Here is a 21,816-nt window from a genome sequence, read left to right as displayed (position 1 = left end):
CGCAAATGTTCTTGATTTGTTCTTGACAAGCTTGGCCGTGCGTGAGAGAATTCTTTGTGCTGGGGGCGGTGTCGACGGGCGCACTCCGCATGCCTTTCAACGCGAGCATGAAGGCGGCTGGCGAGCGTCAGCCGGGCGAAAAACATGGGCGAAAGCGTAGCGGAGTTCATGGAGCGTCGGCGTCGCCAGGTCGCCGGGTTCGGCCGTGCGGCCGAGGCGGCGGCCCATGAGGCTTATGGCAAGGCCATCAGTGCGGGTCGGGATCTGCGACTTGGCGCTCCGAGCGAGGTGATGGCCTACGGGGCAAAGCTGCTGCAGCCGGAACAGGAGCGAGTTTCGCCGCCTGCTCCACGGGACGCGGAATCCGCAAATGCATCGCCCCGCCAGGTGAACCTGAGTGAGGCCGCGCATCAGCTGCGCAACGCAGCTTTGCAGGCTGACACGGCGATCAGGGGCGCGGCGAATATCCTGCCGTTCGGCGGAGCTGACCACCTCGCGGCGGGCATGGACGCCTTGATCCAACCCGGCGGTCTGGCTGGGTGGGACCGGCGATATCAAGCGAATCTGACTCAAGAGCACGCGAGGAACCTCGATGATCAAATGAACCGACCCGTGGCGCAGGCGACAGGCCAGGTTGGCGGTGCGCTACTCGGCCTGGGCGCCATCGGACCCATGGAGGGCGCACTTGCGACAGCCCCGCGCCTCAAGGGGGCTGCGGCGCTGACCGGACGTGAAGCGGCATCTATTCTGGCAGCAGGAGGTGCGACGGGCCTTGGCGTGCAGATGTTGTCAGACGGCGTCAGCGGGCGCCGCTCATCCTTCGGCGACAGTCTGGGAGCGACGGTGGGGGGCGTAGCGGGTGCGGCGGCGCTTCTCCTTGGTCCGGCCCGAGCAGCCGCCGTTGGCGCATCTGCGACCTCCGCCGCCCAGGACATGTTTGGCGGGCGGCCAGTCTCGGTCGAACGCGCCGCCGAAAGCGCGGTCGTCGGCAATCTATTGGGCGGGGTCGCGGGCGTCGTCGGGCGCGGCGCGGCGAACGCGCTCCCTCGACTTGCTAAGGGGCGCCTTGGCGAGGCTCTGGGCGACATCAGAAGTACAATCAACGGACAGAGCCGGGATGGGGTCCCGAAGGCCCGCGACGAGATTTATAAGGGTGGACCTTACTGGTATCCGGACGGCAGGAGCGGAGCGGTGAGATTTGAGGATAAGTTCGGCGTTAGCGCCAACCTGAGCCGCAACCAGAGGCTGGCGCAAACCGTCCTGGGCCCTGACTTCCGACTATATCATTTCCTGCCGGCAGACATCGGGAAGGCGGCTGGAGTTCCTGCGGCCACCCTTGCGCCTCACGTGATGACGGCAGAGCGACGGCAGTAGGTGAATGCTGGCGCGTGCAACCTTGGCTGAGGCGGGGGCGACGATGCGGGTCTTAACCGGGGGCTGGAATGGGATTTGATCTGCGCTGGATCGGGGTTGAGAGCCGGTACAGGGAACGCCTGCTGGATTGCCTTGATCTCGAGCAGGCTGGCGATGCGGGCGATGAACTCGGCTCGGAATTCACTCTGGCCGAAGCACCTGGCGGGTGGGTGGTGCTAGTGGCGAATGCGCGCGGCTTCATGCTCGACGAGGCGCTGGCCGGCGTGTCGGCGTCCTGTGGCCTCGCTGTCGGCTGCGAGATCTTGGAGACGGTGACGTTCAGCCAGGCGCGCGCCTGGCGGGATGGCCGGCCGGCGTGGTCCGTAACCTACGAAGGCGGCAAGGGGCCGGACGGCCTGGAGGTCGACGGCGATCCCCCGCCGGAGTTCGCGGCGATCAGGAGCCGGCGGAATGCAGAGCAGGCGGCCGATCCAGACCCGTCGGTCAGCTATATGTTCGAGGCGCCTGTGGACCTGGCGGCCGGCATAGCCGGCTACCGGCCGGGCGAATATCAGGGACTGGAATGGACCATCCTTCGGAGGAAGGGGGCGAAAGACCGCCCTTCGGGTCGCCGCCGGAGGTCGCTTCGGACGGCAATGCTGTCCGACCTTCTCCCCCTCATGAGATCCCTGGGCTGGCAGATGGGTGATCGACCGGATCTGGCCGAGGGCCAGATTTATCGCCGCATCAATGGCCTCGATCAAAGGCTGCGGTTCGACTTCGCGAGCGGTCAGGAAACATACATCATAGTATATTTTTCGGCGCGCGCGCCCTCCCGAGAACCAGAGTTCGTGGTGCGCGGCCGCGTCACCGCGCCACGGGTGACCTTGCCGCTGTGGAAGCGCTTCAGCTGGAAGAGGTTTAGCGAGCTGACGCGTTATTACCCTCCGCCTGAAGATATCATCGGAGCCACAATCGAGCGGGCGCGCGATGAGATCATCATCGCCGACGAGTATCTGAGAACCTGGGCGCCCAGTCCCTGCATCCGGATCGAGTTCGCGCGCCCGGACGTGCCGTGGCCGTCCCCTGATCGCATATCAGACGCGCCTAGCCCGCCACGGCCGTGATCCGGTCCCTGTTAGTCGGGAAAGGCCGCCCCAGAACGTACACTTCCAATTCGGACCTGGAGCGAAAGCCTGACAGTGGGGTGGAGGAGCGCCGTTTCCTGCGCCCTGAAGAGTCAGGCGTGCGGGCCCGCGCCCGCCTGACCGGGGGACTTCTCGGGGGGTATTCGCGGGAAGGCATCTCACCCGCGGTTGGCGGGGAGATGAATGGTCGGAGTGGCAGGATTCGAACCTGCGACCCCCGCGTCCCGAACGCGGTGCTCTACCAGACTGAGCCACACTCCGACTTGGGAGGGCGCCTTATAGAGTAGGGTTTTCCAGGCCGCAAGAAGCCCAAGCGGGCGTTGCATCGCGATATCGTCTGCGCTATCTCGACGCCTCCGCGAGGCGGCGCCTCGGCGCTGTTCCTGCTGGGGAATGGTGTAATGGTAACACTGCGGTTTTTGGTACCGTCATTCTAGGTTCGAGTCCTAGTTCCCCAGCCAACTTCTCTCCCTGAAAATATCAGGCCGGCACGACGTCGAAGGCGATGGTCATGCGCCGCTCGTCCGTCGTGAACGGCTCGGTCCCGTGCCACATGTAGGACGGGAAGAGCACCAGCCGGCCCGGCTTCGGCCGGACGTGGTGCGCCGCTTCCAGGGGCGGGTTGAGCGTCAACGGCGGACGGCCGAAGCGGATCCAGCCCTGGCGCTCGTCGGTGGCCAGCGCCTGCTCCGGGGTTTCCACATAGAAGGCCGACGAGATCCAGCCCTGCGGGTGGAAGTGGTCCTTGTGGAACCCGCCCGGCCGCAGCAGCACCGACCAGGCGGCGGCGATGCGATAGTCGTCGGTCCTGCGCCGCCGGTGCGGATCGCCGCCCTGGCCGAGCCAGGCCATGTGCTGGCGGATCGGGGCGTCGATCGCCTGGAAGAAGGCGCGGACGGCCGGCTCCGTCGATCCGGCGATCGCCTGCATCGTCTGGCTGCCGTGCCGCAGGGACTGGTGGAAGGGGTGCTGGGCGTAGGGGTGCATGCGACGCAGCACCTCGGCCAACTCGCTCAGGTAGGCCGCGAGCGAGGGCCAGCCCGCCGGGGTGGCGATTTCATAGACGCCGACCATCCGCTCATAGTCGTAGAGCTCCCCGTACAGCGGGTCGCCGAGCGCCCGCGCCGCCGTGGCCGCCCAGCCGATCAGCGACTGGTGATCCGGGGAGAGGGCCAGGCCCCGCCTGGCGGTGGCGAGCGCCTGGTCCGGCTGGCCCAGGCCCAGCTGGACGATGGCCAGCTGGTTCAGCGCCTCCGGCGAATCGGGCGCCAGGGCGACGGCGGCGTCGGCGATGGCCCTCGCCCGGACGCCCGCGCCGGTCTCCAGCGCGGCCTGCGCGGCCGCCAGCAGGACCGGGATGTCGGTGGGCAGGCGCTCGGCGGCCATGGCCAGCAGGTGCGCGCCCTGAGCGGCGTCGCCGGCCGCTTCCATCAGGCGCGCCTTGGCCCTGACCAGCGGGCTGGCTGGCCCGCCCGCCCGGAAACCGTCGTCCAGCACCGTCAGCGCCTCGGCCAGGTCGCCGCGGCGCATCCAGACCACATTGGCCAGTTCGATGACCACCTCGCCGCCGGCCTCGCGGCCGACGCTCTCACGATAGGCCCGCTCCGCCTCGTCGAGCGCCCCGACCGCCAGCAGCGACCGGGCGTAGAGACTCCAGGTCTGCGGCGCGTCAAGGCCCAGGCTGAAGGCGCGTTCGGCCGCGGACCGCGATTCGGCGCCGCGCCCGAGGTCTCCGAGCGTCGCCGCCAGGTTGTGCCAGGCCACGCCGCTGCGGGCGAAGCGCCGGCTGGCGGTGAGATTGTAGGCCAGCGCCTCCTCGGTGCGCCCCAGCGCCTTCAACACCGTGGCATGGGTGGCGAGCGCCGGATGACCGGCGTCGGCGGCGTCCGCCAGCGGTTTGGTGAGGACCAGGGCCTCGGCGGGCCGGCCTTGCTCCAGCAGCGTTTCGGCTTGCGAAACGCGGGTCCGGACGTCGGTGGAGTCGGTGTTCACGGGGGAATCTATCGGCCGAAAGCCGCATGGCGCGCAACCGCCATCGGCCGCTCAGATCCCGGGGCTGTCCGGCGCGCTGGCGTCGCCGCCGTTCAGCGGCTTCTGCATGTGGACGATGTCGACCCAGCGGCCGTGCTTGAAGCCGAGGCTGCGGCCGACGCCGGTCTGCTCGAAGCCCAGGGCGCGGTGCAGGCCGATGGAGGCGGCGTTGCCGCTGTCGCCGATCACCGCCACCACCTGCCGCAGGCCCATCCGCCCGCAGGCCTCCAGCACCGCCGACAGCACCGCGCGGCCGACGCCTTTCCCGACCGCGTCGGGGGCGATGTAGACGCTGTCCTCGACGGTGAAGCGGTAGGCCGCGCGGGGCCGGAACGGCCCGGCGTAGGCGAAGCCCAGCACCCGTCCGTCATGCTCCGCCACCAGATAGGGCAGGCCGCGGTCTGCGATCGTCTGGCGCCGGCGCTCCATCTCGGCGGCCGGGGGCGGGGCCTCCTCGAAGGTGCCGAAGCCGTGCAGCACGTGGTGGCCATAGATCGCCGCCAGCGCCTCGGCGTCGGCCGCCGTCGCAGGTCGGATGATCATGCCGCCGTCGCCCCCTGATCCATCGCCCAGATCGCGAAGGCGTAATCCAGCGCGATCTCCTTGAGGAAGTCGAAACGGCCGGAGGCGCCGCCGTGGCCGGCCTCCATGTTGATCTTCAGCAGGATCGGGGCCGGGCCGGCGCCCATTTCCCGCAGCTTCGCCACCCACTTGGACGGCTCCCAGTAGGTGACCCGCGGGTCCGACAGCCCGCCGGTGGCGAGGATCGGCGGATAGACCTGGGCGCTCACCTGGTCATAGGGGCTGTAGCTGGCGATCAGGTCGTAGGCTGCGGGGTCCTCGATCGGATTGCCCCACTCGGGCCACTCCGGCGGGGTGAGCGGCAACGTGGTGTCGCTCATGGTGTTGAGGACGTCGACGAAGGGCACGGCGGCGATGATCGCGCCCCAGAGCTCCGGCCGCAGGTTGGCCACCGCCCCCATCAGCATGCCGCCGGCCGAGCCGCCGTAGGCCGCGATCCGCCCCTTGGCGCCATAGCCTTCCGCCACCAGATGCTCGGCGCTGGCGATGAAGTCGGTGAAACTATTTGGTTTTTTCTCTTTGCGGCCGTCCAGGAACCAGCCCCAGCCCTTGTCGGAGCCGCCGCGGACGTGCGCCGTGGCCCAGATCCATCCGCGGTCCACGAGGCTCAGGTTACGGATCGAGAAGCTGGGCTCCATGGCGTGGCCGTACGAGCCGTAGCCGTAGAGCAGCAGCGGCGCGGAGCCGTCCAGCGGGGTGTCCTTCAGCATCAGGACGGTGACCGGGACCTGCTCGCCGTCGGGCGCGGGCGCGTAGAGGCGGCGCGCCACGTAGCGGGCCGGATCGTGGCCGGAGGGGATCACCTGGGTCTTGCGCAGCGTCCTCTGGCGGCTGTCCAGGTCGTAGTCGAACCACTGCCGCGGCGTGGTGGGCGACTGGTAGACGAAGCGGGTGGTGGCGGTCTCGTACTCGTAGCCGCCCTCGAGGCTGAGCGCATAGGCCTCCTCGTCGAAAGCGATCTCGTGCTCGGCGCCGTCGCGGGCCATGACCACCAGCCGGTCCAGGGCATTGACCCGCTCGGCGCGGACCAGGTGGCCGGCATAGGTGGCGAAGCCGGTGATGTAGCGCCCCGGCTGGTGGGCGATCCAGTCGCGCCAGGTGGCCTTGGTCGGCACGGCCGCATCGGAGACGCTGAGCTTGAAGTCCACCGCGTCGTCGTCGTTGGTGCGGATCACCCAGCGGTCGGTCCAGTGGTCGAGGCTGTACTTGATCCCCGTCCGCCGCGGCTCTGCGACCACCGGCGCGGCGGTCGGGTCGCTGGCCGGGATCAGCCAGATCTCGGTGGTCTCCTGGTTGCCGACGTGGATCAGGATGTGGCTGTTGTCGGCGGCCGTGCCGACGCCCAGGAACATGCCGTCGTCGGTCTCCTCGTAGACCAGGGTGTCCTCGACGCCGCCGTCCTTGCTCGGGCGCGCCGGGCGGCGGAAGACCTTCGAGGGCCGGGCGTTTTCGTCACGCCAGATCCAGAAGATCCACTGGCTGTCGGGCGAGAAGGCGAAGTCGCCATAGGCGCTCTCGACCGGCTGGCCGATCTCCTCGCCGGTCGCCAGGTCCTTCACCCGGATCGTGTAGTACTCCGAACCCTGCTCGTCGGCCGCCCAGGCGTAGAGGGCGTGGTCGGGGCTGTGGCTGGCGGCGCCCACCTGGAAGAAGGCCTTGCCCTTGGAGAGCGCGTCCTCGTCCAGCAGCAGCTGTTCGCCGTCGTCGCGGCCCCGCGGCCGGCGCGCATGGATCGGATGTTCGGCGCCCAGGGCGTAGCGGGCGTAGTAGTCCCAGGGGCCGTCCGGCGAAGGGACGGAGCTGTCGTCCTCCTTGATGCGGCCCTTCATCTCGGCGAACAGCTGGGCCTGCAGCGGCTCGGTGCCGGCCAGCATGGCCTTGGTGTAGGCGTTCTCGGCGTCGAGGTGCTCGCGCACGTCGGGGCGCAGGACCTTGGGGTCGCGCAGCACCTGCTGCCAGTTGTCGTCCTTCATCCAGGCGTAGTCGTCGACGCGGACGCGGCCGAGCTGTTCGATGCGCTTGGGGTCTTTGCGGGCGATGGGCGGTGTGGGGAGGCTCATGTCCGCTACATGCGACGCCGCGCCCTGCGGCTCAAGCTCGGGCGTCGCAGGTTCCGCCGCGCGTCACTAAGGCGCATTCGCCTCACGCGCTCGCGTCTTGGCGCCCAAGCCGGACTCTGATTCACTCATTTCACACATCGAGATCGCGCAGAAGACGCGAGGGCGTAACTCCAGTCGGGTATCAAAAACATGGTCATGGATCTGCCCCTTGAGCTGATCCACGCCACCGTTCAGCTCGAGCAACCGCTCGGCAACGGGACGCGGACGGTCGGGACGGGCTTTCTGATTTCAGAGGCGGGGCCGGATGGCCGGCCGCGCACGATCCTCGTGACCGCCAACCACGTGCTGGCCGGCATGCCCGGCGCCGACGCCCGCATCGGCTACCGCATCGAGAACGCCGACGGCAGCTGGAGCTACACGCCGCAGCCGCTCCGCATCCGCGACGAGGCCGGCCATGAGTTGTGGACCCATCATCCCTCGCGCGACGTGGCGGCCATCGCCATCACCGCGCCGCCGCCGTTCGCCCAGGCGGCGATCCCGGAAGCCTACCTGGCCGCCGACGACACCTTCTCGAAGTACCAGGTGGGCGCGGGCGACGAGATGATGGCGCTGGGCTTCCCGCGCGGGCTGGCGGCCAACCAGGCCGGCTTCCCGATCCTGCGGTCGGGCCGGGTGGCCTCCTATCCGGTGGCGCCGGCGAAGATCTTCCCGACCTTCCTGCTCGACTTCTCGGTCTTCCCCGGCAACTCCGGCGGCCCGGTGTTCATGAGCGACCAGGCCCACCGCCGCCCGGGCGCCGAGGGCGCCAGTCAGGACGTGGAGTTCATCGCCGGCCTGCTCACCCAGCAGGTCGAGCTGAACAAGGAGCGGCTGGAGATCGGCATCGTCACCCACGCCAAGTACATCCGCGAGACCCTGGCGCTGCTCGACAATCCGGCCGCGCCGGTCACCGTGGCGGTGAGCGAGCCGGTGACCGGGGCCAGGGCCGCCTCCGCGGAAGAGGCGGCCACGCCTGACTAAAATTAGCTCCGCCCCTGCGCAGCGGGGGAGGGGACCGCCCGCTGAAAAGCGGGTGGTGGAGGGGGCGCGGGCTTGGCGCGGTGCGTCGGCTCGCCCCCTCCGTCACGCCCTCGGAGCCTGTCCTCGGGCCGACCTGCGGTCGGTCCGGGGGGCGCGCGCCACCTCCCCCGTCGTCTGTGCGACAGGGGAGGAGCGATGGTCAGCCGCCGTAGACGATGGAGATCGTCTCGGCGATGCAGGCGGGCTTGTCCTCGCCCTCGATCTCGATGGTGCATTCGTTCTTGAGCTGCATGCCGCCGGCCTTGGGCTCGGCGCCGATCAGCTTCTGGCGCATGCGCACGCGCTTGCCGACCCGCACCATGTTGACGAAGCGGACCTTGTCGGAGCCGTAGTTGATGCCCCGGGTTACGCCCTTCACCGGCAGCATGCCCTGGCCCATGAACGGGATCAGCGACAGCGTCAGGTAGCCGTGGGCGATCGGGCCGCCGATCTCGCGGTTGGCGCGCTCGACGTCGACGTGAATCCACTGGTGGTCGCCGGTCGCCTCGGCGAACTGGTTGACCCGCTCCTGGGTGATCTCGACCCAGTCCGACACGCCCACTTCCTGGCCCACCAGGCCGGGCAGGTCCTTGATCTCCACCGGATTCATCGGTCGCTCCCTCAGGTTTCAAAACAGCTGTTCGACGCTCTAGCACGGCTCAGACGATGCGCGAGCCTTCCTTGCCCCAGTAGGCGTCGCGGATCAGCCGCTTGTAGAGCTTGCCGGTGGCGTGCCGCGGCAGCTCGCGCATGAAGTCGATCACCCGCGGCGATTTCACATGGCTGAGGTGGGTCCGCGCGTAGGCCATCAGCTCGCCGCGCAGCTCGTCGCCGGCCTGCGCCCAGTCCATCGGCTGGACCACCGCCACCACCTTCTCGCCCATCTCCTCGTCGGGGGCGCCGACCACGGCGGCGTCGGCCACCTTCGGGTGGCCGATCAGCAGGTTCTCGATCTCCTGCGGATAGATGTTCACCCCGCCGGAGATGATCATGAAGCTCTTGCGGTCGGTGAGGTAGAGGAAGCCCTCTTCGTCCACCCAGCCCACGTCGCCCAGCGTCGTCCAGCCATGCCGGTTGGTGCCCTCGGCGACCTTCTCCGGGGCGTTGTGGTAGCTGAGCGGCGCGCCGCCGGCGAAGTAGACGATCCCCTCGGTGCGCGGCGGCAGCGGCTCGCCGTCCTCGCCGCAGATCTTCACCTCGCCGATCAGGGCGCGGCCCACCGAGCCCTTGTGGGTCAGCCAGTCGGCAGAGCCGATGTAGCAGAAGCCGTTGCCCTCGGTGCCGGCGTAGTATTCGTGGATCACCGGGCCCCACCAGGCGATCATCTGCTCCTTCACCGGGATCGGGCAGGGGGCGGCGGCGTGCACCGCCGAGCGCATCGAGGAGACGTCGTAGCGGGCCCGGACCTCCGGCGGCAGCTTCAGCATCCGCACGAAATGGGTCGGCACGAACTGGCCGCAGTCGACCTTGTATTTCTCGATCAGGGCCAGCGCCTGCTCGGGGTCGAACTTCTCCATCACCACCACGGTGCCGCCCAGCCGGTGCACGCTCATGCACCAGCGCAGCGGGGCGGCGTGATAGAGCGGCGCCGGCGACAGGTAGATCCCGTCCGGACGGAAGCCGAACATCTGCTGCGCCATCATGGCGAGCGCATAGGGCGCGTCGATCGGCCCGCCGGTGAGCGCCGGCTTTATCCCTTTCGGCCGGCCTGTGGTGCCGGAGGAGTAGAGCATGTCCGAGCCGGCCGTCTCGTCGGCGACCGGGGTGGCGGGCTTGGCGGCGCGGGCGGCCTCGAAACCCTGGTAGGGCGCGCGCGCCTCGCCGGTCATGAACAGCTTCACGCCGGGAAGCCGCGACGGCAGCTCGTCCAGCACCGGGCCGACCCCGGGCGAGGCGATCAGCACCTGGGCCGCGCAGTCGCCGACGATGTACTCCACCTCGCCGGCCGTCAGCTTGGAGGAGACGCAGGTGTAGTAGAGGCCCGCCCGCTGCGCGGCCCAGGCGATCTCGAAATAGCGCGGGTTGTTGTCCATCAGCAGCGCGATCACGTCGCCGGCCTTCAGCCCCATGGACCGGAACAGCTGCGCGCCCTGGTTGGAGCAGTCGTCCAGCTCCCGGTAGGTCACTGCCTCGCCGCTCGCCGCCATGATGTAGGCGGGGCGGTCGGGGTGGCTCTTGGCATGGACGGCGGGGTGCATGGCGTTTCCTTCTCCCGCGGCCGCCAGCGGCGCTTCAGCGCTCTAGTTGCGGCCGACTTATCCCAGGTGCGGGCTATTGCGGGCCTTGACCTACGGTCCGTCAAGCAGGCCGCTATGCGGCGACAGAAGAAGGGGAGAAGCCCATGGCCGGGCCGACGTTCGAGACCTTGCTGTATGCGGTGGAGGAGGGCGTCGCGGTCGTCACGCTCAACCGGCCCGAGAAGCTCAACGCCTTCAACACCCAGATGATGAAGGATCTGATCTCGGTGTTCGACACGACCGACGCCGACGATGCGGTGCGCGCGGTGATCGTCACCGGGTCCGGGCGCGCCTTCTGCGCCGGCGCCGACCTCTCCGCCGGGGCGCAGACCTTCGACTATGACACCCGGGGCGGCGAGGCCCTGGCCGCGCGCACCGAAGCGGGCCTGCACCGCGACGGCGGCGGCCTGCTCACCTTGCGCATCTTCGACAGCCTGAAGCCGGTGATTGCGGCGGTGAACGGCGCCGCGGTGGGCATCGGCGCCACCATGCAGCTGGCCATGGACATCCGGCTGGCCTCGACCGAGGCCCGCTACGGCTTCGTCTTCGCGCGGCGAGGGCTCAATCCGGAGGCGGCCTCGTCGTGGTTCCTGCCCCGGCTGGTGGGCGTCCAGACCGCCCTGGAGTGGTGCTACACCGGCCGCCTGTTTCCGGCCCAGGAGGCCCGCGACCGCGGCCTCGTGCGCTCGCTGCACGCGCCGAACGACCTGCTGCCGGGCGCCCTGGCCCTGGCGCGCGAGATCGCCGACAACACCGCGCCGGTGTCCATCGCCATCACCCGCCAACTGATCTGGCGGATGGCGGGCGCGGCGCACCCGATGGACGCCCATCGGGCCGACAGCCGCGGCATCCAGGCCCGCGGCCGCTCCGGCGACGCCCGCGAAGGCGTGGCCTCTTTCCTGGAGAAACGGCCGGCGAACTACCCCGATCGGGTTTCCAGCGACCTGCCCGACATCTGGCCGGACTGGGACGTTCCGACGTTCCGCTGACCGCGAACTTCACACGCTAAGATGGCGCGGCGGCAGCATTTGGCTTGGTTGCACTGCAACAGGTAGAGCCGCCCCCACTTACTGGGTGGCGCATCCGGCTTCTGCTTCGATAACGTGAATCCTTTTATTTTCTGACCATGTTCGCTGAAATTCAGCTATATAATGGCGCTTGTGCTTGCGGTGGGTTCCAGATAATGACCCCGCTACTGATCTTATGAATCAGCTTGGCGCCACATAACGGCGCAGTTCCTATGGAATGACAAGAATGGACGAAAAGTCAGAAGTCATTGAGATGACCGCCGATATTGTCTCGGCGTATGTGGGGAACAACTCGGTCGCGGCGGTCGATCTGCCCGGCCTGATCCAGAGCGTTCACCGCGCGCTGGCTGGGGTTTCTTCGGGTACCGAGACGACGGAAGCTGCGCCGAAGGAACCGGCGGTGCCGATCCGCCGCTCGATCACGCCGGACTACCTCATCTGTCTCGAGGACGGTCGCAAGTTCAAGTCGCTGAAGCGGCACCTGCGCACCAAGTACAACATGAGCCCCGAGGAATACCGGGCGAAGTGGGGCCTGCCGAAGGATTATCCGATGGTCGCCCCCAACTACGCCAAGGCGCGTTCGGACCTGGCCAAGCAGATGGGCCTGGGCCAAGGCGGCCGTCAGGCTCCGCGCAAGAAGCGCTGAGGCCGGCTCCGCCTTCTTGCGAGGCGGATCTTTCTACAGATTTCGGACGCCCGCCGGCTTTGGCGGGCGTTTCCGTTTCTGATCACCGTTCCCGCGAATTCTTGATCTCCGCCCCAAAAACGACTTGCCGCCGATTCGCGCATCAGGCGATAAGTGATTCGTTGCGATTCCAATCAGTTGTTAAGGAATCTGGAGATGGCGGCGCAGATCGGAGCCCCCGCCGCGGCGGCCCGCGCGCACGAGGAGCTGTTCGCCTATTGGGCGGCGCGCCGGCACGGCGCCCGGCTGCCCGCGCGCCGTGACATCGATCCGGCCGGCTTCAAGCGCCTGCTCCCCACCGTCAGCCTGATCGACGTGCTCCCGGATCCGGCCGACTTCCGCCTGCGCCTGGCGGGCACCGGCCTGTACGGGGTCTACGGCCGGGAGATCACCGGCCGCCGGCTCGGCGAGGTCTACAATTCCTCGGCGACCGACTACTGGCGGGTCGAGCTTTCGAAGGTGGTGGCCGAGCGGCGGCCCGCGGTCGGCGTGCACAGCCTCGCCTGGCGCGGCGCCTCGCACCTGTCGATCCTGTGGCTGCGCCTGCCGCTGGCCTCCAACGGCTGCGACGTCGACATGATCCTGGGCTACGACGCGGTGGTGGGCGTCAGCCAGATGTCCAGCGGCATCCGCGCAGCCTAGGCGGCGCTGGCGAACTCGGCGTCGCGGCGGATCCGGCCGACCATCGAGGCGAGCCCGTTGGAGCGTTGGGCCGAAAGCGCGCCGGCCAGCCCGAGAGTGTCGAACGCCGCCTTGGCGTCGAAATCGGTGATCTCCTGCGGTCCGCGGCCGGAATAGAGCCGCAACAGGATGGCGATCAGCCCGCGCACGATGTGGGCGTCGGAATCGCCGCGGAAGCGCAGCGTGCCGTCGGCCTGGGGTTCGGTCACCAGCCAGACCTGGCTGGCGCAGCCGCGCACCTTGTTGGCCTCGGAGCGTTCGGCGTCGCTCAGCGGCGCCAGGTCCTTGCCCAGGTCGATGACGTAGCGATAGCGCTCCTCCCAGTCGCCCAGGAGGTCGAACTCGGCGGCGAGGTCTTGCAGCTCGTGTTCGATGCCGGCCATCTCCGCGACTTAGGCGTCCGACCGGCGATGTGCAACCGGCTCAGCCGGCGCGCAGGACCACGTGGGCGCTGAAGCCGCGTCCAGGCGCGGATTTGAGCTGCAGCATACCGCCCATGGCCTGGCAGGTGAGTTCGCAGATCGGCAGCCCGAGGCCGGCGCCCTCGCTGTGGCGGGTCAGGGCGTTCTCGCCCTGCTCGAAGGGCCGCAGCAATCGCGGCAGTTCGCCCGGCTCGACGCCGTCGCCGTCGTTGGCGACGATGATCTCCACCAGCTTGCCCTGCCGCGACGCGCTGACCCGCACCTCGCCGCCCTCGGGCGAGAAGCTGATGGCGTTCTGCAGCAGGTTGCCCAGCACGGTGCGCAGGCCACGCGGGTCGGCCATCACCACCGCGCCGTCGCAGCCGGCGAGGTCCAGGCGGACGCCGCGCTCGACGAGATCGTCGTGCAGGCCGTCCATCACGTCGTCGACGGCGATGGCCACAGGCTCGGGCGCCGGCGTCAGATCCGCGTTACCCCCTTCGAGGCGGGCGATTTCCAACACCTGATTCACAAGTTTCAGCAGCTTGTGCCCGCTGCCGCGGATGATCTCCGCGTATTCCTTGTACTGTGGATCTCCCAGCGGCCCGTAGAGCTCGGTCGCGAGAATCTCGGAGAAGCCGAGGATGGAGTTCAGGGGCGTGCGCAACTCATGGCTGACCATCCGCAGGAAGGAGCGCTTGTGCTCGTCCTGCGCGTCGCGGCGCGCGGTTGCGGATCGGACGGCCTCGTCCAGGGCGTCGGGAGCCGGGTCGGGCGCATGGTAAGCCGCTGGGAGCATGGGGGCCGATGGCCTTCCGTTGATGGAGCCCCAATCTGACAGAACGCGCTTACGATTTCGTTTCCTGGTGGCCGGCCTACAACCATCGGTCGCGCCTCAGGCGAGTGGCCTTACGTGGACTCGCGCCAGTCGCTAAGCTCCCCGGGACTCGACGACCGCATACGGACGGCCAAGTGACCCTGACGAGCCCCTATGGGCGGCCCAGATCGACGAAGAAGGCCCGCGCCCGCGCGCAGCGCTTCGTCGTGGCGTGGCATCTCGCCTGGGCCGCCACGGTGGCGTTAGCCGGCGCTGGGCTGTGGTGGCGCGGCGGGTTGACGCCGGGGCCGGAGCTGGCGGCGCTGGCGGCCGGGCTGGTCCCGGCGCTTCTTGGCGCCGTCCTGGCCCGCTCGGGCCGCGGCCGCGCGGTCGCCATCGTGATCTGGGGGCTGGGCGGGGCTGTGGCCTGCCAGATGACCGGCGGCGCGCTCGGACCGCTGGCGGCCTGGTGCCTGGCGCCGCTGGCCGCCGCCGCCGCCTTCCGCAAGCCGGACCTGCTGCCATTGGGCGCCGCCGTCGCAGTGGCGGCCGCCGCCTTGGTGACCGTCGGCGCGGCGGTGCTGCCCTTGCCCACGCCGCCCGCCGCCGACGCGGTCTGGCTGAGCCTGCTGTCGCTGGCCACGGTGGCGGTCGGCCTGGCGGCCGGTCTGGTGGCCTTGCAGGGTCAGACGCGGCTGGACGGCCGCCTGCAAGACGAGACCGAGACGCGGCTGCGCGAAATGCTGCACCACCAGCCGCAGCTGCTGCTGGGACTTTATCCGGGCGGCCGGATCCTTGAGGCCTATGGCCACCCGCCGTTCCGCGCCCAGACCGGCGAACTGCTGGACCGCAACTTCAGCGATCTGGTCGCGCCCGACGACCGGCCCGCCGTGGAGGACGCGCTCCAGCGGGCGGTGTCGGAGGGCTCGGCCGAGGTCATCTTCGCGCCGGCCCATGATCCCGAGGGGCGCTGCGAGCTCACCTTGCGCCGGATGAGCACCATCCGTATCGCCGCCGCCGTCCGCGACGCCCGCGCCCAGCACGCCCGCGAGACCGAGCTGGACCAGGCGCGCGCGTCGGCGGAATCGCAGAACGCCGGCAAGTCGCGCTTCCTGGCCAACATGAGCCACGAGCTGCGCACGCCGCTGAACGCCATCATGGGCTTCTCCGACATCATGCGGCAGCGGCTGTTCGGCCCGATGTCCGACCGCTACGCCGAATACGCCGAGCTGATCCATGAATCCGGCGCCCACCTGCTGGAGCTGATCAACGACGTGCTCGACATGTCGAAGATCGAGGCCGAGCGGTTCGAGCTGGCGCGCGAGGGCTTCGACGCCCGCGACGCGGTGAGCGCGGTGCTGCGGCTGATGCGCGGCCAGGCCGACCGCGCCGGGGTGAACCTGCGCGGCATGCTGCCCGCCGACCCCTTGGAGGCCGACGCCGACCGCCGGGCGATCAAGCAGATCGCGCTGAACCTGATCTCCAACGCGCTGAAGTTCACCCCGCGCGGCGGGGCGGTGACCATGACGGTGCAGGGCGACGGCGAGATGCTGGAGCTGATCGTCGCCGACACCGGCGTCGGCATCGCCCCCGACGACCTGGAGCGCCTGGGGCGGCCGTTCGAACAGGCGGGCGACGCCAACCAGAAGGCGGGCGGCGCGGGCCTCGGCCTGTCGCTGGTGCGCGCCTTCGCCAAGCTGCACGGCGGCGAGATGAGCATCGAAAGCACCCTGGGCGAAGGCACGACGGTGATCGTGCGCATGCCGGTGCTGATCCCGGAGCCGGCTCCGCAGGCCGCGCTCGCCCCGGGCGCGGTCGCCGAAGCCTAGCGCTCGGCGAGGGTGAGGAAGGCGCGGCCGGCGGCGAAGTCGCCCACTTCCACATAGGCGCGCCGGGCGACGTCGCCCGGGAACAGGAATTCCACCGCCACCGCCTCGCGCGGATCCAGGCCCGCCAGGTCGTGCGCGGCGTCGGCCGGGAAGCGGAAGGCCCAGCCGGGGCCGGCGTCCTTCGGCGACAGGTCCTGGCCGGCGGGACTGCGGGCCTCGGCGGCGTAGACCTTCACGGCGCTGCGCGGCGGCAGGCGGCGGCTGAGCGGCAGGCCGGCGGTGGCGCCGCTGTCCCAGCGGTCGAGATAGGGGCCGGCGCTGCGTGAGGCGTCGCGCAGCAGCAGGCGCGCGGCGTAGGGCGTGGCGCGGTCGCCGAAGCGGCCGATGGCGATCAGGGCCCCGGGCCCGTCGCGGCCGGCGAGGCCGAAATCCATGCGGTCGGCGCCGAAGCTCGCCTGCTGCATCAGCCGCCAGCGCGCGGCGCGGCCGTCGGAGCGGTCGGCGCGCCAACCGGCGATGTCGCCCGGGTAGCTGAGCCGCGTGAGCCTGGAGAAGCCGGCGAAGGCGCTGCGCACCCGCGCCGCCGCCAGGGCGATGTCGCCGGAGGCGCAGTCCGCCTGCGCCGCCTTGGCGCGGGCGCCGCGTTCCACCGCCTTGAGCTTGTCGGGGTTGGCGCCGGCGCGCAGGGCCGCGCCCTTCGCCTGCGCCGTCGCAGCGGCCAGGGCCGCCGCCACGTCGGGCGTGAAGAGTCGGCATCGCTCGTCGGCGACGCTCATGACCGTACGCTCGTAGAACAGGTCCAGGGCCTGCGCATGCGCAATGCCTGGCGACGCGACCAGAGCCGCGCCCAACAACCCCATCCACCGAGACGCCGGCCGCGCATTGTTGCGCGTGTCCGTCATGCGTCCGTTTTTCTTGTCGGTCTTGCTGACCGTGCCCTGACCCTTAAGCCAGGGGTCTTGCCGTTGGATTAGGAAGCGCGGTTAACCGGGGGTGACAGGGCCTCGCGGTTCGGCGCATCTTCCGCGGCCATGCTGCTCTCCACCGATATCTGGGTCAGCGCCCTGATCCGCCGCGCGGAGATGGGCGGCGCCTTTCCCGTGGTGGTCCGCAAGGGCGACGCCCGCGCCGGCGCAGTGCTGGTCAAGGTGCTCAATCGCACCGATCGCACCGCCCGGCTCTATGCGGAGGCCACCCGGATGGACGGCGAGCGGGTGTGGATGCAGCCCGCGCCTTCGGACCAGGAACCCGACCTCGACCGCTACATCGAACGCGCCGCGCGCGTCGATCCGGACGTCTGGGTGGTGGAGATCGACGACCGCGAGGGGCGCCATTTCCTGACCGAGCCGGTGGAGAAGGGCTGAGCGGGAACGGCCGCGCCCATCGCGGGTTCGAAGCCGCATGCGCCTCGCCGACCTCCCCGTGCCGCTCGACCTCGCCATCATGGAGGCGAAGCTGGTCGACGAGGTTCCGCGCGGCGAGGGCTGGCGCTACGAGCCCAAGTGGGACGGCTTCCGCTGCCTGGCGTTCCGGGCCGGCCACGAGGTGGAGCTGAAGGCCAAGTCCGGCAAGCCGCTGGCCCGCTACTTCCCCGACGTCGTCGCGGCGCTGAAGGCGCTGCCGGTGGAGCGGTTCGTGGTGGACGGCGAGCTGACCATTTCGGTGGACGGCGAGCTCAGCTTCGACGCCCTGCAGCTGCGCCTGCATCCGGCCGAGAGCCGGGTTCGCAAGCTGGCCGCCGAGCATCCGGCCTGCTTCGTGCTGTTCGACTGCCTGATGGACGCCAAGGGCCGGTCGCTGGTCGCGGCGCCGCTGAGCCGGCGCCGGGCCGAGCTGGAGGCGCTGTTCGCGCGACTTGGCGAGCCGGCGGTGGTCCGACTGTCGCCCGGAACCGAGGACCACGACGAGGCCTGCGGCTGGCTGCGCGAGGTCGGCGCGGCGCTGGACGGCGTGGTCGCCAAACGCCTGGACGAGCCCTACCAGCCCGGCGAGCGGGCGATGCTGAAGATCAAGCGGATGCGCACCGCCGACTGCGTGGTGGGCGGCTTCCGCTATGCGCAGGGCAGCCGGTTGGTGGGCTCCCTGCTGCTCGGCCTCTACGACGACGACGGCCGGCTGGACCACGTGGGCTTCTGCTCGACGATCAGCAACGCCGAGCGGCCGGAGCTGACCCGCAAGCTGGAGGCGCTGGCCGGCGGTCCGGGCTTTACCGGCCGCGCGCCCGGCGGCCCCAGCCGCTGGAGCAACGAGCGCTCCGCCGAATGGACGCCGCTGCGCCCCGAGCTGGTGGTCGAGGTGCGCTACGACCACGTCACCGGCGATCGCTTCCGCCACGGGACCAAGCTGGTCCGCTGGCGGCCGGACAAGGCGCCCGGGCAGTGCACCCTGGCGCAACTGCGGGCCGAGGCCGCGCCGGGAAGGCTGATGGCGGCCGTGCATTAGACCGCGGGTTGCCCTCAACGATTGCCGAGGCTGAACCGCTCCTCCCCCGCAAGGCGGGGGAGGGGGGACCGTCGGCCGAAGAGCCGATGGTGGAGGGGGCGCGGGCTCGCACGGTGCGTTGGCCGCCCCCTCCGTCACGCTCTCTACGGGGCGCGCCACCTCCCCCGTCCCCTGCGGGACAAGGGAGGAGCGAGGCGCCGGCGCGTCCTCCGCTTCGCAGGGGAGGAAAGGGATGCTACCTGCCGCCCATGAGCCATTCTCCCGCCGCGGAGGCCGCCCGCCGGCGCACCTTTGCGATCATCTCCCATCCCGACGCCGGCAAGACCACGCTGACCGAAAACCTGTTGCTGGCCGGCGGCGCGATCCGCGCCGCGGGCCAGGTCCGCGCCCGCGGCGAGAACCGCCGCACCCGCTCCGACTGGATGAAGATCGAGCGCGAGCGGGGCATCTCCGTCTCCGCCAGCGTGATGACGTTCGACCACGACGGCCTGATGTTCAACCTGCTGGACACCCCCGGCCACGAGGACTTCTCGGAGGACACCTACCGCACCCTGACGGCGGCCGACGCCGCGGTGATGGTGCTGGACGCCGCCAAGGGCATCGAGCCCCAGACCCTGAAGCTGTTCGAGGTCTGCCGGCTGCGCGACATCCCGATCGTCACCTTCATCAACAAGATGGACCGCGAGGCGCAGGACCCCTTCGCCCTGCTCGACGAGATCGCCTCCAAGCTGGCGCTGGACCCCGCGCCGCTCTACTGGCCGGCCGGCTCCGGCGGCCGCTTCAAGGGCATGCTGGACCTTAGGCGCGAGAAGTTCATCCCCTTCGCCAAGAAGGGCGCCGACGGCGAGCAGGGACATCCCGAGCCGATCGCCTTCAAGAGCAACGCCATCGTCTCCTACCTCGACCCCGACGAGCAGGGCGAGCTGGCGGACGGCGCCATGCTGGTGCAGGAGGCCGCCAAGCCGTTCGACCCGCAGTCGTTCCTGGAAGGCCACATGACCCCGGTCTTCTTCGGCTCGGCGCTGCGCCACTTCGGCGTCGACCAGCTCTTGGAAGGCATCGGCGCCTATGCGCCGCCGCCGAAGAACGTCCCGGCCATGCGCGCGGGCGAGGAGACCCACGTGGCCCCGGGCGACCGCGAGGTCTCCGGCTTCGTCTTCAAGGTGCAGGCGAACATGGATCCCAACCACCGGGACCGCATCGCCTTCCTCAAGCTCACCTCGGGCAAGTTCGCCCGCGGCATGAAGCTGAAGGTGCAGAACACCGGCAAGCAACTGAGCGTCAACGCCCCGATCATGTTCTTCGCATCCGACCGCGAGCTGGCGGAGGAGGCCTACGCCGGCGACGTCATCGGCATCCCCAACCACGGGGTGCTGCGGGTCGGCGACAGCCTGTCGGAGACCGGAACCCTGCGGTTCGCCGGCCTGCCGAACTTCGCCCCGGAGATCCTGCAGCGGGTGCGGGTGAAGGACCCGCTGAAGGCCAAGCACCTGAACAAGGCGCTGCAGGGCCTGGCGGAGGAGGGCGTGACCCAGCTCTTCCGGCCGAACATCGGCGCGGACTTCATCGTCGGCGCGGTGGGGCCGTTGCAGTTCGAGGTGATGGCCGATCGGCTGGCCAACGAATACCAGCTCGACGTGATCTTCGAGCCCAGCCCCTACGGCGAGGCCCGCTGGATCGCCGGCGACAAGGCCGACCTGGAGGATTTCCAGGGCAAGCACCGCTCCGGCATGGCCACCGACATCGACGAGCAGCCGGTCTACCTCGCCAAATCGGCGTGGGAGATCGGCTATGCGGCCGAGCGGTATCCGAAGGTGCGCTTCGAGCGGGCCAAGGAGCGCGCCTGACGGCCGCAGGAAAAGGAACGTCGGTACGGCTTGCGCTTTATTGTGGATGGTAAGGTTCCGTTAACCATCCTTGAGAAGTTAATGACTTGTTAAAGGCCTCGGCTCCGGCTTTGCTCTTGGCGTTCATAGCCCATGCGGATCGTCTCGTTGCGGGACGTCTGCGTAGCCGGAGCGGCGCGATGTTCGAGATTGGTCGGGAGCTGAAGCGGCTGTTGGGCGCAGAGCGCGCGACGCCGTTCGCCGACGGGCTCACCGGCGGCGACGCCTCCCTGCTGGAACTCCTCGACCTCAAGCTGCTGATCCAGGAGGGCCGGGCTGCCGACGTGGCCGCCGGACGCATCGGCGCCAAGGACAAGCCGCGACGCCGGCTGGAGGCCGCCAGGGTCTGGCGCGAGGCCGCCCGCCGCTCCGGCGACGCCGCCGCCCTGCGCAAGGCGGCCGCCACCGCCGAGGCCGCGGCGGCCGGCGTCGACGCCCAGCGCCGTCCGGACGCCTGGGCCCGCGCCCGCTGTGAGCAGGGTTTCTGCGCGCTGGTCGGCGCCGAGCTGTTCGGCGACCAGGGCCTGAACGCCGCCGCCGAGGTCGCCTTCCGCGAAGCCCGCGCCAGCGCCCGCGGCGGGCTGGCCTCACCGCTGGCCGATGTCGGCCTGGCCGCCGTCCAGGCGCGCCAGGAGCTGGGCCTGGGCGACGCGGAGGCCGCGCAGGCCGCGGCCGCGCGGTTCAGCGCCCCGATCGCCGCGCTCGACGCGCTCAGCCGCCGCGTGAGCGCCGCCCGCGCGCTCGCCGCCGAGGCGCGGCTGCTGCGCGCCGACCTGCTGTGCGGCTGGGGCGCACGGCTGAAGGACGAGGCCCTGCTGAAGGCCGCCGTCGACGACGCCGCCACCGCCGCGCGGCGGCTCAATGCGGCCTACGAACCGCTGACCTGGGCCCGCGCCGAGATGATGCGCGGCCAGGCGCTGACCCTGTGGGGCGAGGTGATCGGCGATGTCGACGCGCTGGCGGCCGGCGCCACCGCGCTCACCACCTCGCTGGAACATGTCACCCGCGACCACAGTCCGCTGGACTGGGCCCGCACCCAGGTGGCGCTCGCCCAGTCGCTGCAAGCCCTGGGCGAGGCCTGCGCCGACGAACGCGCCTTCGAGCAGGCGGTCACCTGCTACGACCGCGCAAACCTGGTCCTGAAGGACGCCGCCACCCCGCTGCGCGGCGTCGCCGCCGGCGCCCGGGCCCTGTGCCTCGCCCGCTGCGCGGAGCTGACCGGCGACCTCGCCGTGCTGGACGCCGCCGAAGCCGCCATGAAGACCGAGCTCGCCAACCTGCCGGCGCGGCGCGATCCCGTAGGCTGGGCGCTCGCCCAGGTGCACCTCGCCCGCCTCTACGAGGCGCGGGTGGACATCACCGGCAAGGACCGCGGCGAACGCGCCGCAGCGCTCACCGCCCTGGAAGCCGCCCTCGACGTGTTCGCCGAGCAGGGCCTGCACGCCATGAGCGTCATCGCCGGCGACGCCCTGGAGCGCCTTCGGGCCGGCCCAACCCGGGCCCCGCGCACCGCCGTCTAGGCCCGACTGGCCGCCATCTCCCAGCCTTGGCCGCATCGCGGCCGCAGCCTCAACGCG

General features: G+C 70.2%; 19 protein-coding genes and 2 tRNA genes. 12 read left to right on the top strand and 9 right to left on the bottom strand.

Annotated features, from left to right (window positions below):
• The first annotated feature begins 144 nt into the window (after positions 1 to 144).
• Positions 145 to 1,374, top strand: coding sequence for a hypothetical protein (locus DJ021_RS18635; RefSeq protein ID WP_133254927.1), 1,230 nt, complete (start codon positions 145 to 147; stop codon positions 1,372 to 1,374).
• A 68-nt stretch (positions 1,375 to 1,442) separates the two neighbouring features.
• On the top strand, positions 1,443 to 2,480 hold the full coding sequence (locus tag DJ021_RS02750; protein WP_111456087.1) for a hypothetical protein: 1,038 nt from the start codon (positions 1,443 to 1,445) through the stop codon (positions 2,478 to 2,480).
• Positions 2,481 to 2,685: 205 nt separating this feature from the next.
• Here the strand turns inward: DJ021_RS02750 and DJ021_RS02745 are convergent.
• Positions 2,686 to 2,762, bottom strand: a tRNA-Pro gene (locus DJ021_RS02745).
• A gap of 126 nt (positions 2,763 to 2,888) precedes the next feature.
• Between DJ021_RS02745 and DJ021_RS02740 the strand changes: the two genes are divergently transcribed.
• Positions 2,889 to 2,962, top strand: a tRNA-Gln gene (locus DJ021_RS02740).
• A 19-nt stretch (positions 2,963 to 2,981) separates the two neighbouring features.
• Here DJ021_RS02740 and DJ021_RS02735 read toward each other — a convergent pair.
• The 3 genes from DJ021_RS02735 to DJ021_RS02725 are packed head-to-tail and all read right to left on the bottom strand — an operon-like array spanning position 2,982 to position 7,174.
• Positions 2,982 to 4,493 carry a putative 2OG-Fe(II) oxygenase gene (locus tag DJ021_RS02735; RefSeq protein WP_111456086.1) on the bottom strand — a complete coding sequence of 504 codons (1,512 nt, stop codon included), beginning with the start codon at positions 4,491 to 4,493 and terminating at the stop codon, positions 2,982 to 2,984.
• A gap of 51 nt (positions 4,494 to 4,544) precedes the next feature.
• Positions 4,545 to 5,075: a GNAT family N-acetyltransferase gene (locus DJ021_RS02730; RefSeq protein WP_111456085.1), complete on the bottom strand. Its 531-nt coding sequence runs from the start codon at positions 5,073 to 5,075 to the stop codon at positions 4,545 to 4,547.
• Positions 5,072 to 7,174: a S9 family peptidase gene (locus DJ021_RS02725; RefSeq protein ID WP_111456084.1), complete on the bottom strand. Its 2,103-nt coding sequence runs from the start codon at positions 7,172 to 7,174 to the stop codon at positions 5,072 to 5,074. Before DJ021_RS02725 ends, DJ021_RS02730 begins: the two co-directional genes overlap by 4 nt.
• A 189-nt stretch (positions 7,175 to 7,363) precedes the next feature.
• On the opposite strand from DJ021_RS02725, the gene DJ021_RS02720 reads away from it, so the two are divergent.
• The gene (locus DJ021_RS02720) at positions 7,364 to 8,194 is read left to right on the top strand and encodes a trypsin-like serine peptidase (protein WP_111456083.1); all 831 of its coding nucleotides are present in this window, start codon (positions 7,364 to 7,366) and stop codon (positions 8,192 to 8,194) included.
• A gap of 199 nt (positions 8,195 to 8,393) precedes the next feature.
• Here DJ021_RS02720 and DJ021_RS02715 read toward each other — a convergent pair whose 3' ends face one another.
• The gene (locus DJ021_RS02715; protein WP_111456082.1) at positions 8,394 to 8,843 is read right to left on the bottom strand and encodes a MaoC family dehydratase; all 450 of its coding nucleotides are present in this window, start codon (positions 8,841 to 8,843) and stop codon (positions 8,394 to 8,396) included.
• A 49-nt stretch (positions 8,844 to 8,892) separates the two neighbouring features.
• On the bottom strand, positions 8,893 to 10,431 hold the full coding sequence (locus DJ021_RS02710; protein ID WP_111456081.1) for an acyl-CoA synthetase: 1,539 nt from the start codon (positions 10,429 to 10,431) through the stop codon (positions 8,893 to 8,895).
• A gap of 143 nt (positions 10,432 to 10,574) precedes the next feature.
• Between DJ021_RS02710 and DJ021_RS02705 the strand changes: the two genes are divergently transcribed.
• From DJ021_RS02705 to mopJ, 3 genes are all read left to right on the top strand, one after another.
• Positions 10,575 to 11,459 (top strand): crotonase/enoyl-CoA hydratase family protein, encoded by an 885-nt coding sequence (locus DJ021_RS02705; RefSeq protein ID WP_111456080.1) that lies wholly within the window; start codon positions 10,575 to 10,577, stop codon positions 11,457 to 11,459.
• A 265-nt stretch (positions 11,460 to 11,724) separates the two neighbouring features.
• Positions 11,725 to 12,144: a Ros/MucR family transcriptional regulator gene (locus DJ021_RS02700; RefSeq protein WP_111456079.1), complete on the top strand. Its 420-nt coding sequence runs from the start codon at positions 11,725 to 11,727 to the stop codon at positions 12,142 to 12,144.
• 189 nt (positions 12,145 to 12,333) lie between these two features.
• Positions 12,334 to 12,825 carry a motility/cell cycle regulatory protein MopJ gene (gene mopJ, locus DJ021_RS02695; protein WP_111458948.1) on the top strand — a complete coding sequence of 164 codons (492 nt, stop codon included), beginning with the start codon at positions 12,334 to 12,336 and terminating at the stop codon, positions 12,823 to 12,825.
• Here the strand turns inward: mopJ and DJ021_RS02690 are convergent.
• Together DJ021_RS02690 and DJ021_RS02685 are read right to left on the bottom strand one after the other, a co-directional pair.
• Positions 12,822 to 13,247: a SufE family protein gene (locus tag DJ021_RS02690; RefSeq protein WP_111456078.1), complete on the bottom strand. Its 426-nt coding sequence runs from the start codon at positions 13,245 to 13,247 to the stop codon at positions 12,822 to 12,824. The two genes, mopJ and DJ021_RS02690, sit on opposite strands and share 4 nt — an antisense overlap.
• Positions 13,248 to 13,287: 40 nt before the next feature.
• Positions 13,288 to 14,064, bottom strand: a complete 777-nt coding sequence (locus DJ021_RS02685) for a sensor histidine kinase (RefSeq protein WP_111456077.1) — start codon at positions 14,062 to 14,064, stop codon at positions 13,288 to 13,290.
• A gap of 173 nt (positions 14,065 to 14,237) precedes the next feature.
• On the opposite strand from DJ021_RS02685, the gene DJ021_RS02680 reads away from it, so the two are divergent.
• Complete coding sequence (locus DJ021_RS02680; RefSeq protein WP_133254926.1) at positions 14,238 to 15,911, top strand: PAS domain-containing sensor histidine kinase; 1,674 nt, start codon at positions 14,238 to 14,240, stop codon at positions 15,909 to 15,911.
• On the opposite strand, the gene DJ021_RS02675 is transcribed toward DJ021_RS02680, so the two are convergent.
• Positions 15,908 to 16,771, bottom strand: a complete 864-nt coding sequence (locus tag DJ021_RS02675) for a hypothetical protein (RefSeq protein WP_243626111.1) — start codon at positions 16,769 to 16,771, stop codon at positions 15,908 to 15,910. The genes DJ021_RS02680 and DJ021_RS02675 overlap by 4 nt on opposite strands.
• Before the next feature lie 171 nt (positions 16,772 to 16,942).
• On the opposite strand from DJ021_RS02675, the gene DJ021_RS02670 reads away from it, so the two are divergent.
• The 4 genes from DJ021_RS02670 to DJ021_RS02655 all read left to right on the top strand — a co-directional run bounded on the left by DJ021_RS02670 (position 16,943) and on the right by DJ021_RS02655 (position 21,759).
• Positions 16,943 to 17,275 (top strand): DUF1491 family protein, encoded by a 333-nt coding sequence (locus DJ021_RS02670; RefSeq protein ID WP_111456074.1) that lies wholly within the window; start codon positions 16,943 to 16,945, stop codon positions 17,273 to 17,275.
• A gap of 37 nt (positions 17,276 to 17,312) precedes the next feature.
• Positions 17,313 to 18,353 carry an ATP-dependent DNA ligase gene (locus DJ021_RS02665; protein ID WP_111456073.1) on the top strand — a complete coding sequence of 347 codons (1,041 nt, stop codon included), beginning with the start codon at positions 17,313 to 17,315 and terminating at the stop codon, positions 18,351 to 18,353.
• A gap of 248 nt (positions 18,354 to 18,601) precedes the next feature.
• Positions 18,602 to 20,200, top strand: coding sequence for a peptide chain release factor 3 (locus tag DJ021_RS02660; RefSeq protein WP_111456072.1), 1,599 nt, complete (start codon positions 18,602 to 18,604; stop codon positions 20,198 to 20,200).
• Between the two features lie 179 nt (positions 20,201 to 20,379).
• Positions 20,380 to 21,759: a hypothetical protein gene (locus tag DJ021_RS02655; RefSeq protein ID WP_111456071.1), complete on the top strand. Its 1,380-nt coding sequence runs from the start codon at positions 20,380 to 20,382 to the stop codon at positions 21,757 to 21,759.
• Positions 21,760 to 21,816 lie beyond the last annotated feature (57 nt).

This window comes from Phenylobacterium hankyongense, assembly GCF_003254505.1.
GTDB classification, from domain to species: domain Bacteria; phylum Pseudomonadota; class Alphaproteobacteria; order Caulobacterales; family Caulobacteraceae; genus Phenylobacterium; species Phenylobacterium hankyongense.
This window is presented reverse-complemented; position numbering and strand designations above follow the sequence as displayed.

Excerpts from the sequence above, each read along its gene's own strand:
- DJ021_RS02725 (WP_111456084.1), bottom strand. The coding sequence starts at position 7,174 with ATGAGCCTCCCCACACCGCCCATCGCCCGCAAAGACCCCAAGCGCATC.
- DJ021_RS02700 (WP_111456079.1), top strand. The coding sequence starts at position 11,725 with ATGGACGAAAAGTCAGAAGTCATTGAGATGACCGCCGATATTGTCTCG.
- DJ021_RS18635 (WP_133254927.1), top strand. The coding sequence starts at position 145 with ATGGGCGAAAGCGTAGCGGAGTTCATGGAGCGTCGGCGTCGCCAGGTC.
- DJ021_RS02655 (WP_111456071.1), top strand. The coding sequence starts at position 20,380 with ATGTTCGAGATTGGTCGGGAGCTGAAGCGGCTGTTGGGCGCAGAGCGC.
- DJ021_RS02715 (WP_111456082.1), bottom strand. The coding sequence starts at position 8,843 with ATGAATCCGGTGGAGATCAAGGACCTGCCCGGCCTGGTGGGCCAGGAA.
- DJ021_RS02720 (WP_111456083.1), top strand. The coding sequence starts at position 7,364 with ATGGTCATGGATCTGCCCCTTGAGCTGATCCACGCCACCGTTCAGCTC.
- DJ021_RS02730 (WP_111456085.1), bottom strand. The coding sequence starts at position 5,075 with ATGATCATCCGACCTGCGACGGCGGCCGACGCCGAGGCGCTGGCGGCG.
- DJ021_RS02710 (WP_111456081.1), bottom strand. The coding sequence starts at position 10,431 with ATGCACCCCGCCGTCCATGCCAAGAGCCACCCCGACCGCCCCGCCTAC.
- DJ021_RS02670 (WP_111456074.1), top strand. The coding sequence starts at position 16,943 with ATGCTGCTCTCCACCGATATCTGGGTCAGCGCCCTGATCCGCCGCGCG.
- DJ021_RS02705 (WP_111456080.1), top strand. The coding sequence starts at position 10,575 with ATGGCCGGGCCGACGTTCGAGACCTTGCTGTATGCGGTGGAGGAGGGC.
- DJ021_RS02750 (WP_111456087.1), top strand. The coding sequence starts at position 1,443 with ATGGGATTTGATCTGCGCTGGATCGGGGTTGAGAGCCGGTACAGGGAA.
- DJ021_RS02660 (WP_111456072.1), top strand. The coding sequence starts at position 18,602 with ATGAGCCATTCTCCCGCCGCGGAGGCCGCCCGCCGGCGCACCTTTGCG.
- DJ021_RS02690 (WP_111456078.1), bottom strand. The coding sequence starts at position 13,247 with ATGGCCGGCATCGAACACGAGCTGCAAGACCTCGCCGCCGAGTTCGAC.
- DJ021_RS02665 (WP_111456073.1), top strand. The coding sequence starts at position 17,313 with ATGCGCCTCGCCGACCTCCCCGTGCCGCTCGACCTCGCCATCATGGAG.
- DJ021_RS02675 (WP_243626111.1), bottom strand. The coding sequence starts at position 16,771 with ATGGGGTTGTTGGGCGCGGCTCTGGTCGCGTCGCCAGGCATTGCGCAT.
- DJ021_RS02685 (WP_111456077.1), bottom strand. The coding sequence starts at position 14,064 with ATGCTCCCAGCGGCTTACCATGCGCCCGACCCGGCTCCCGACGCCCTG.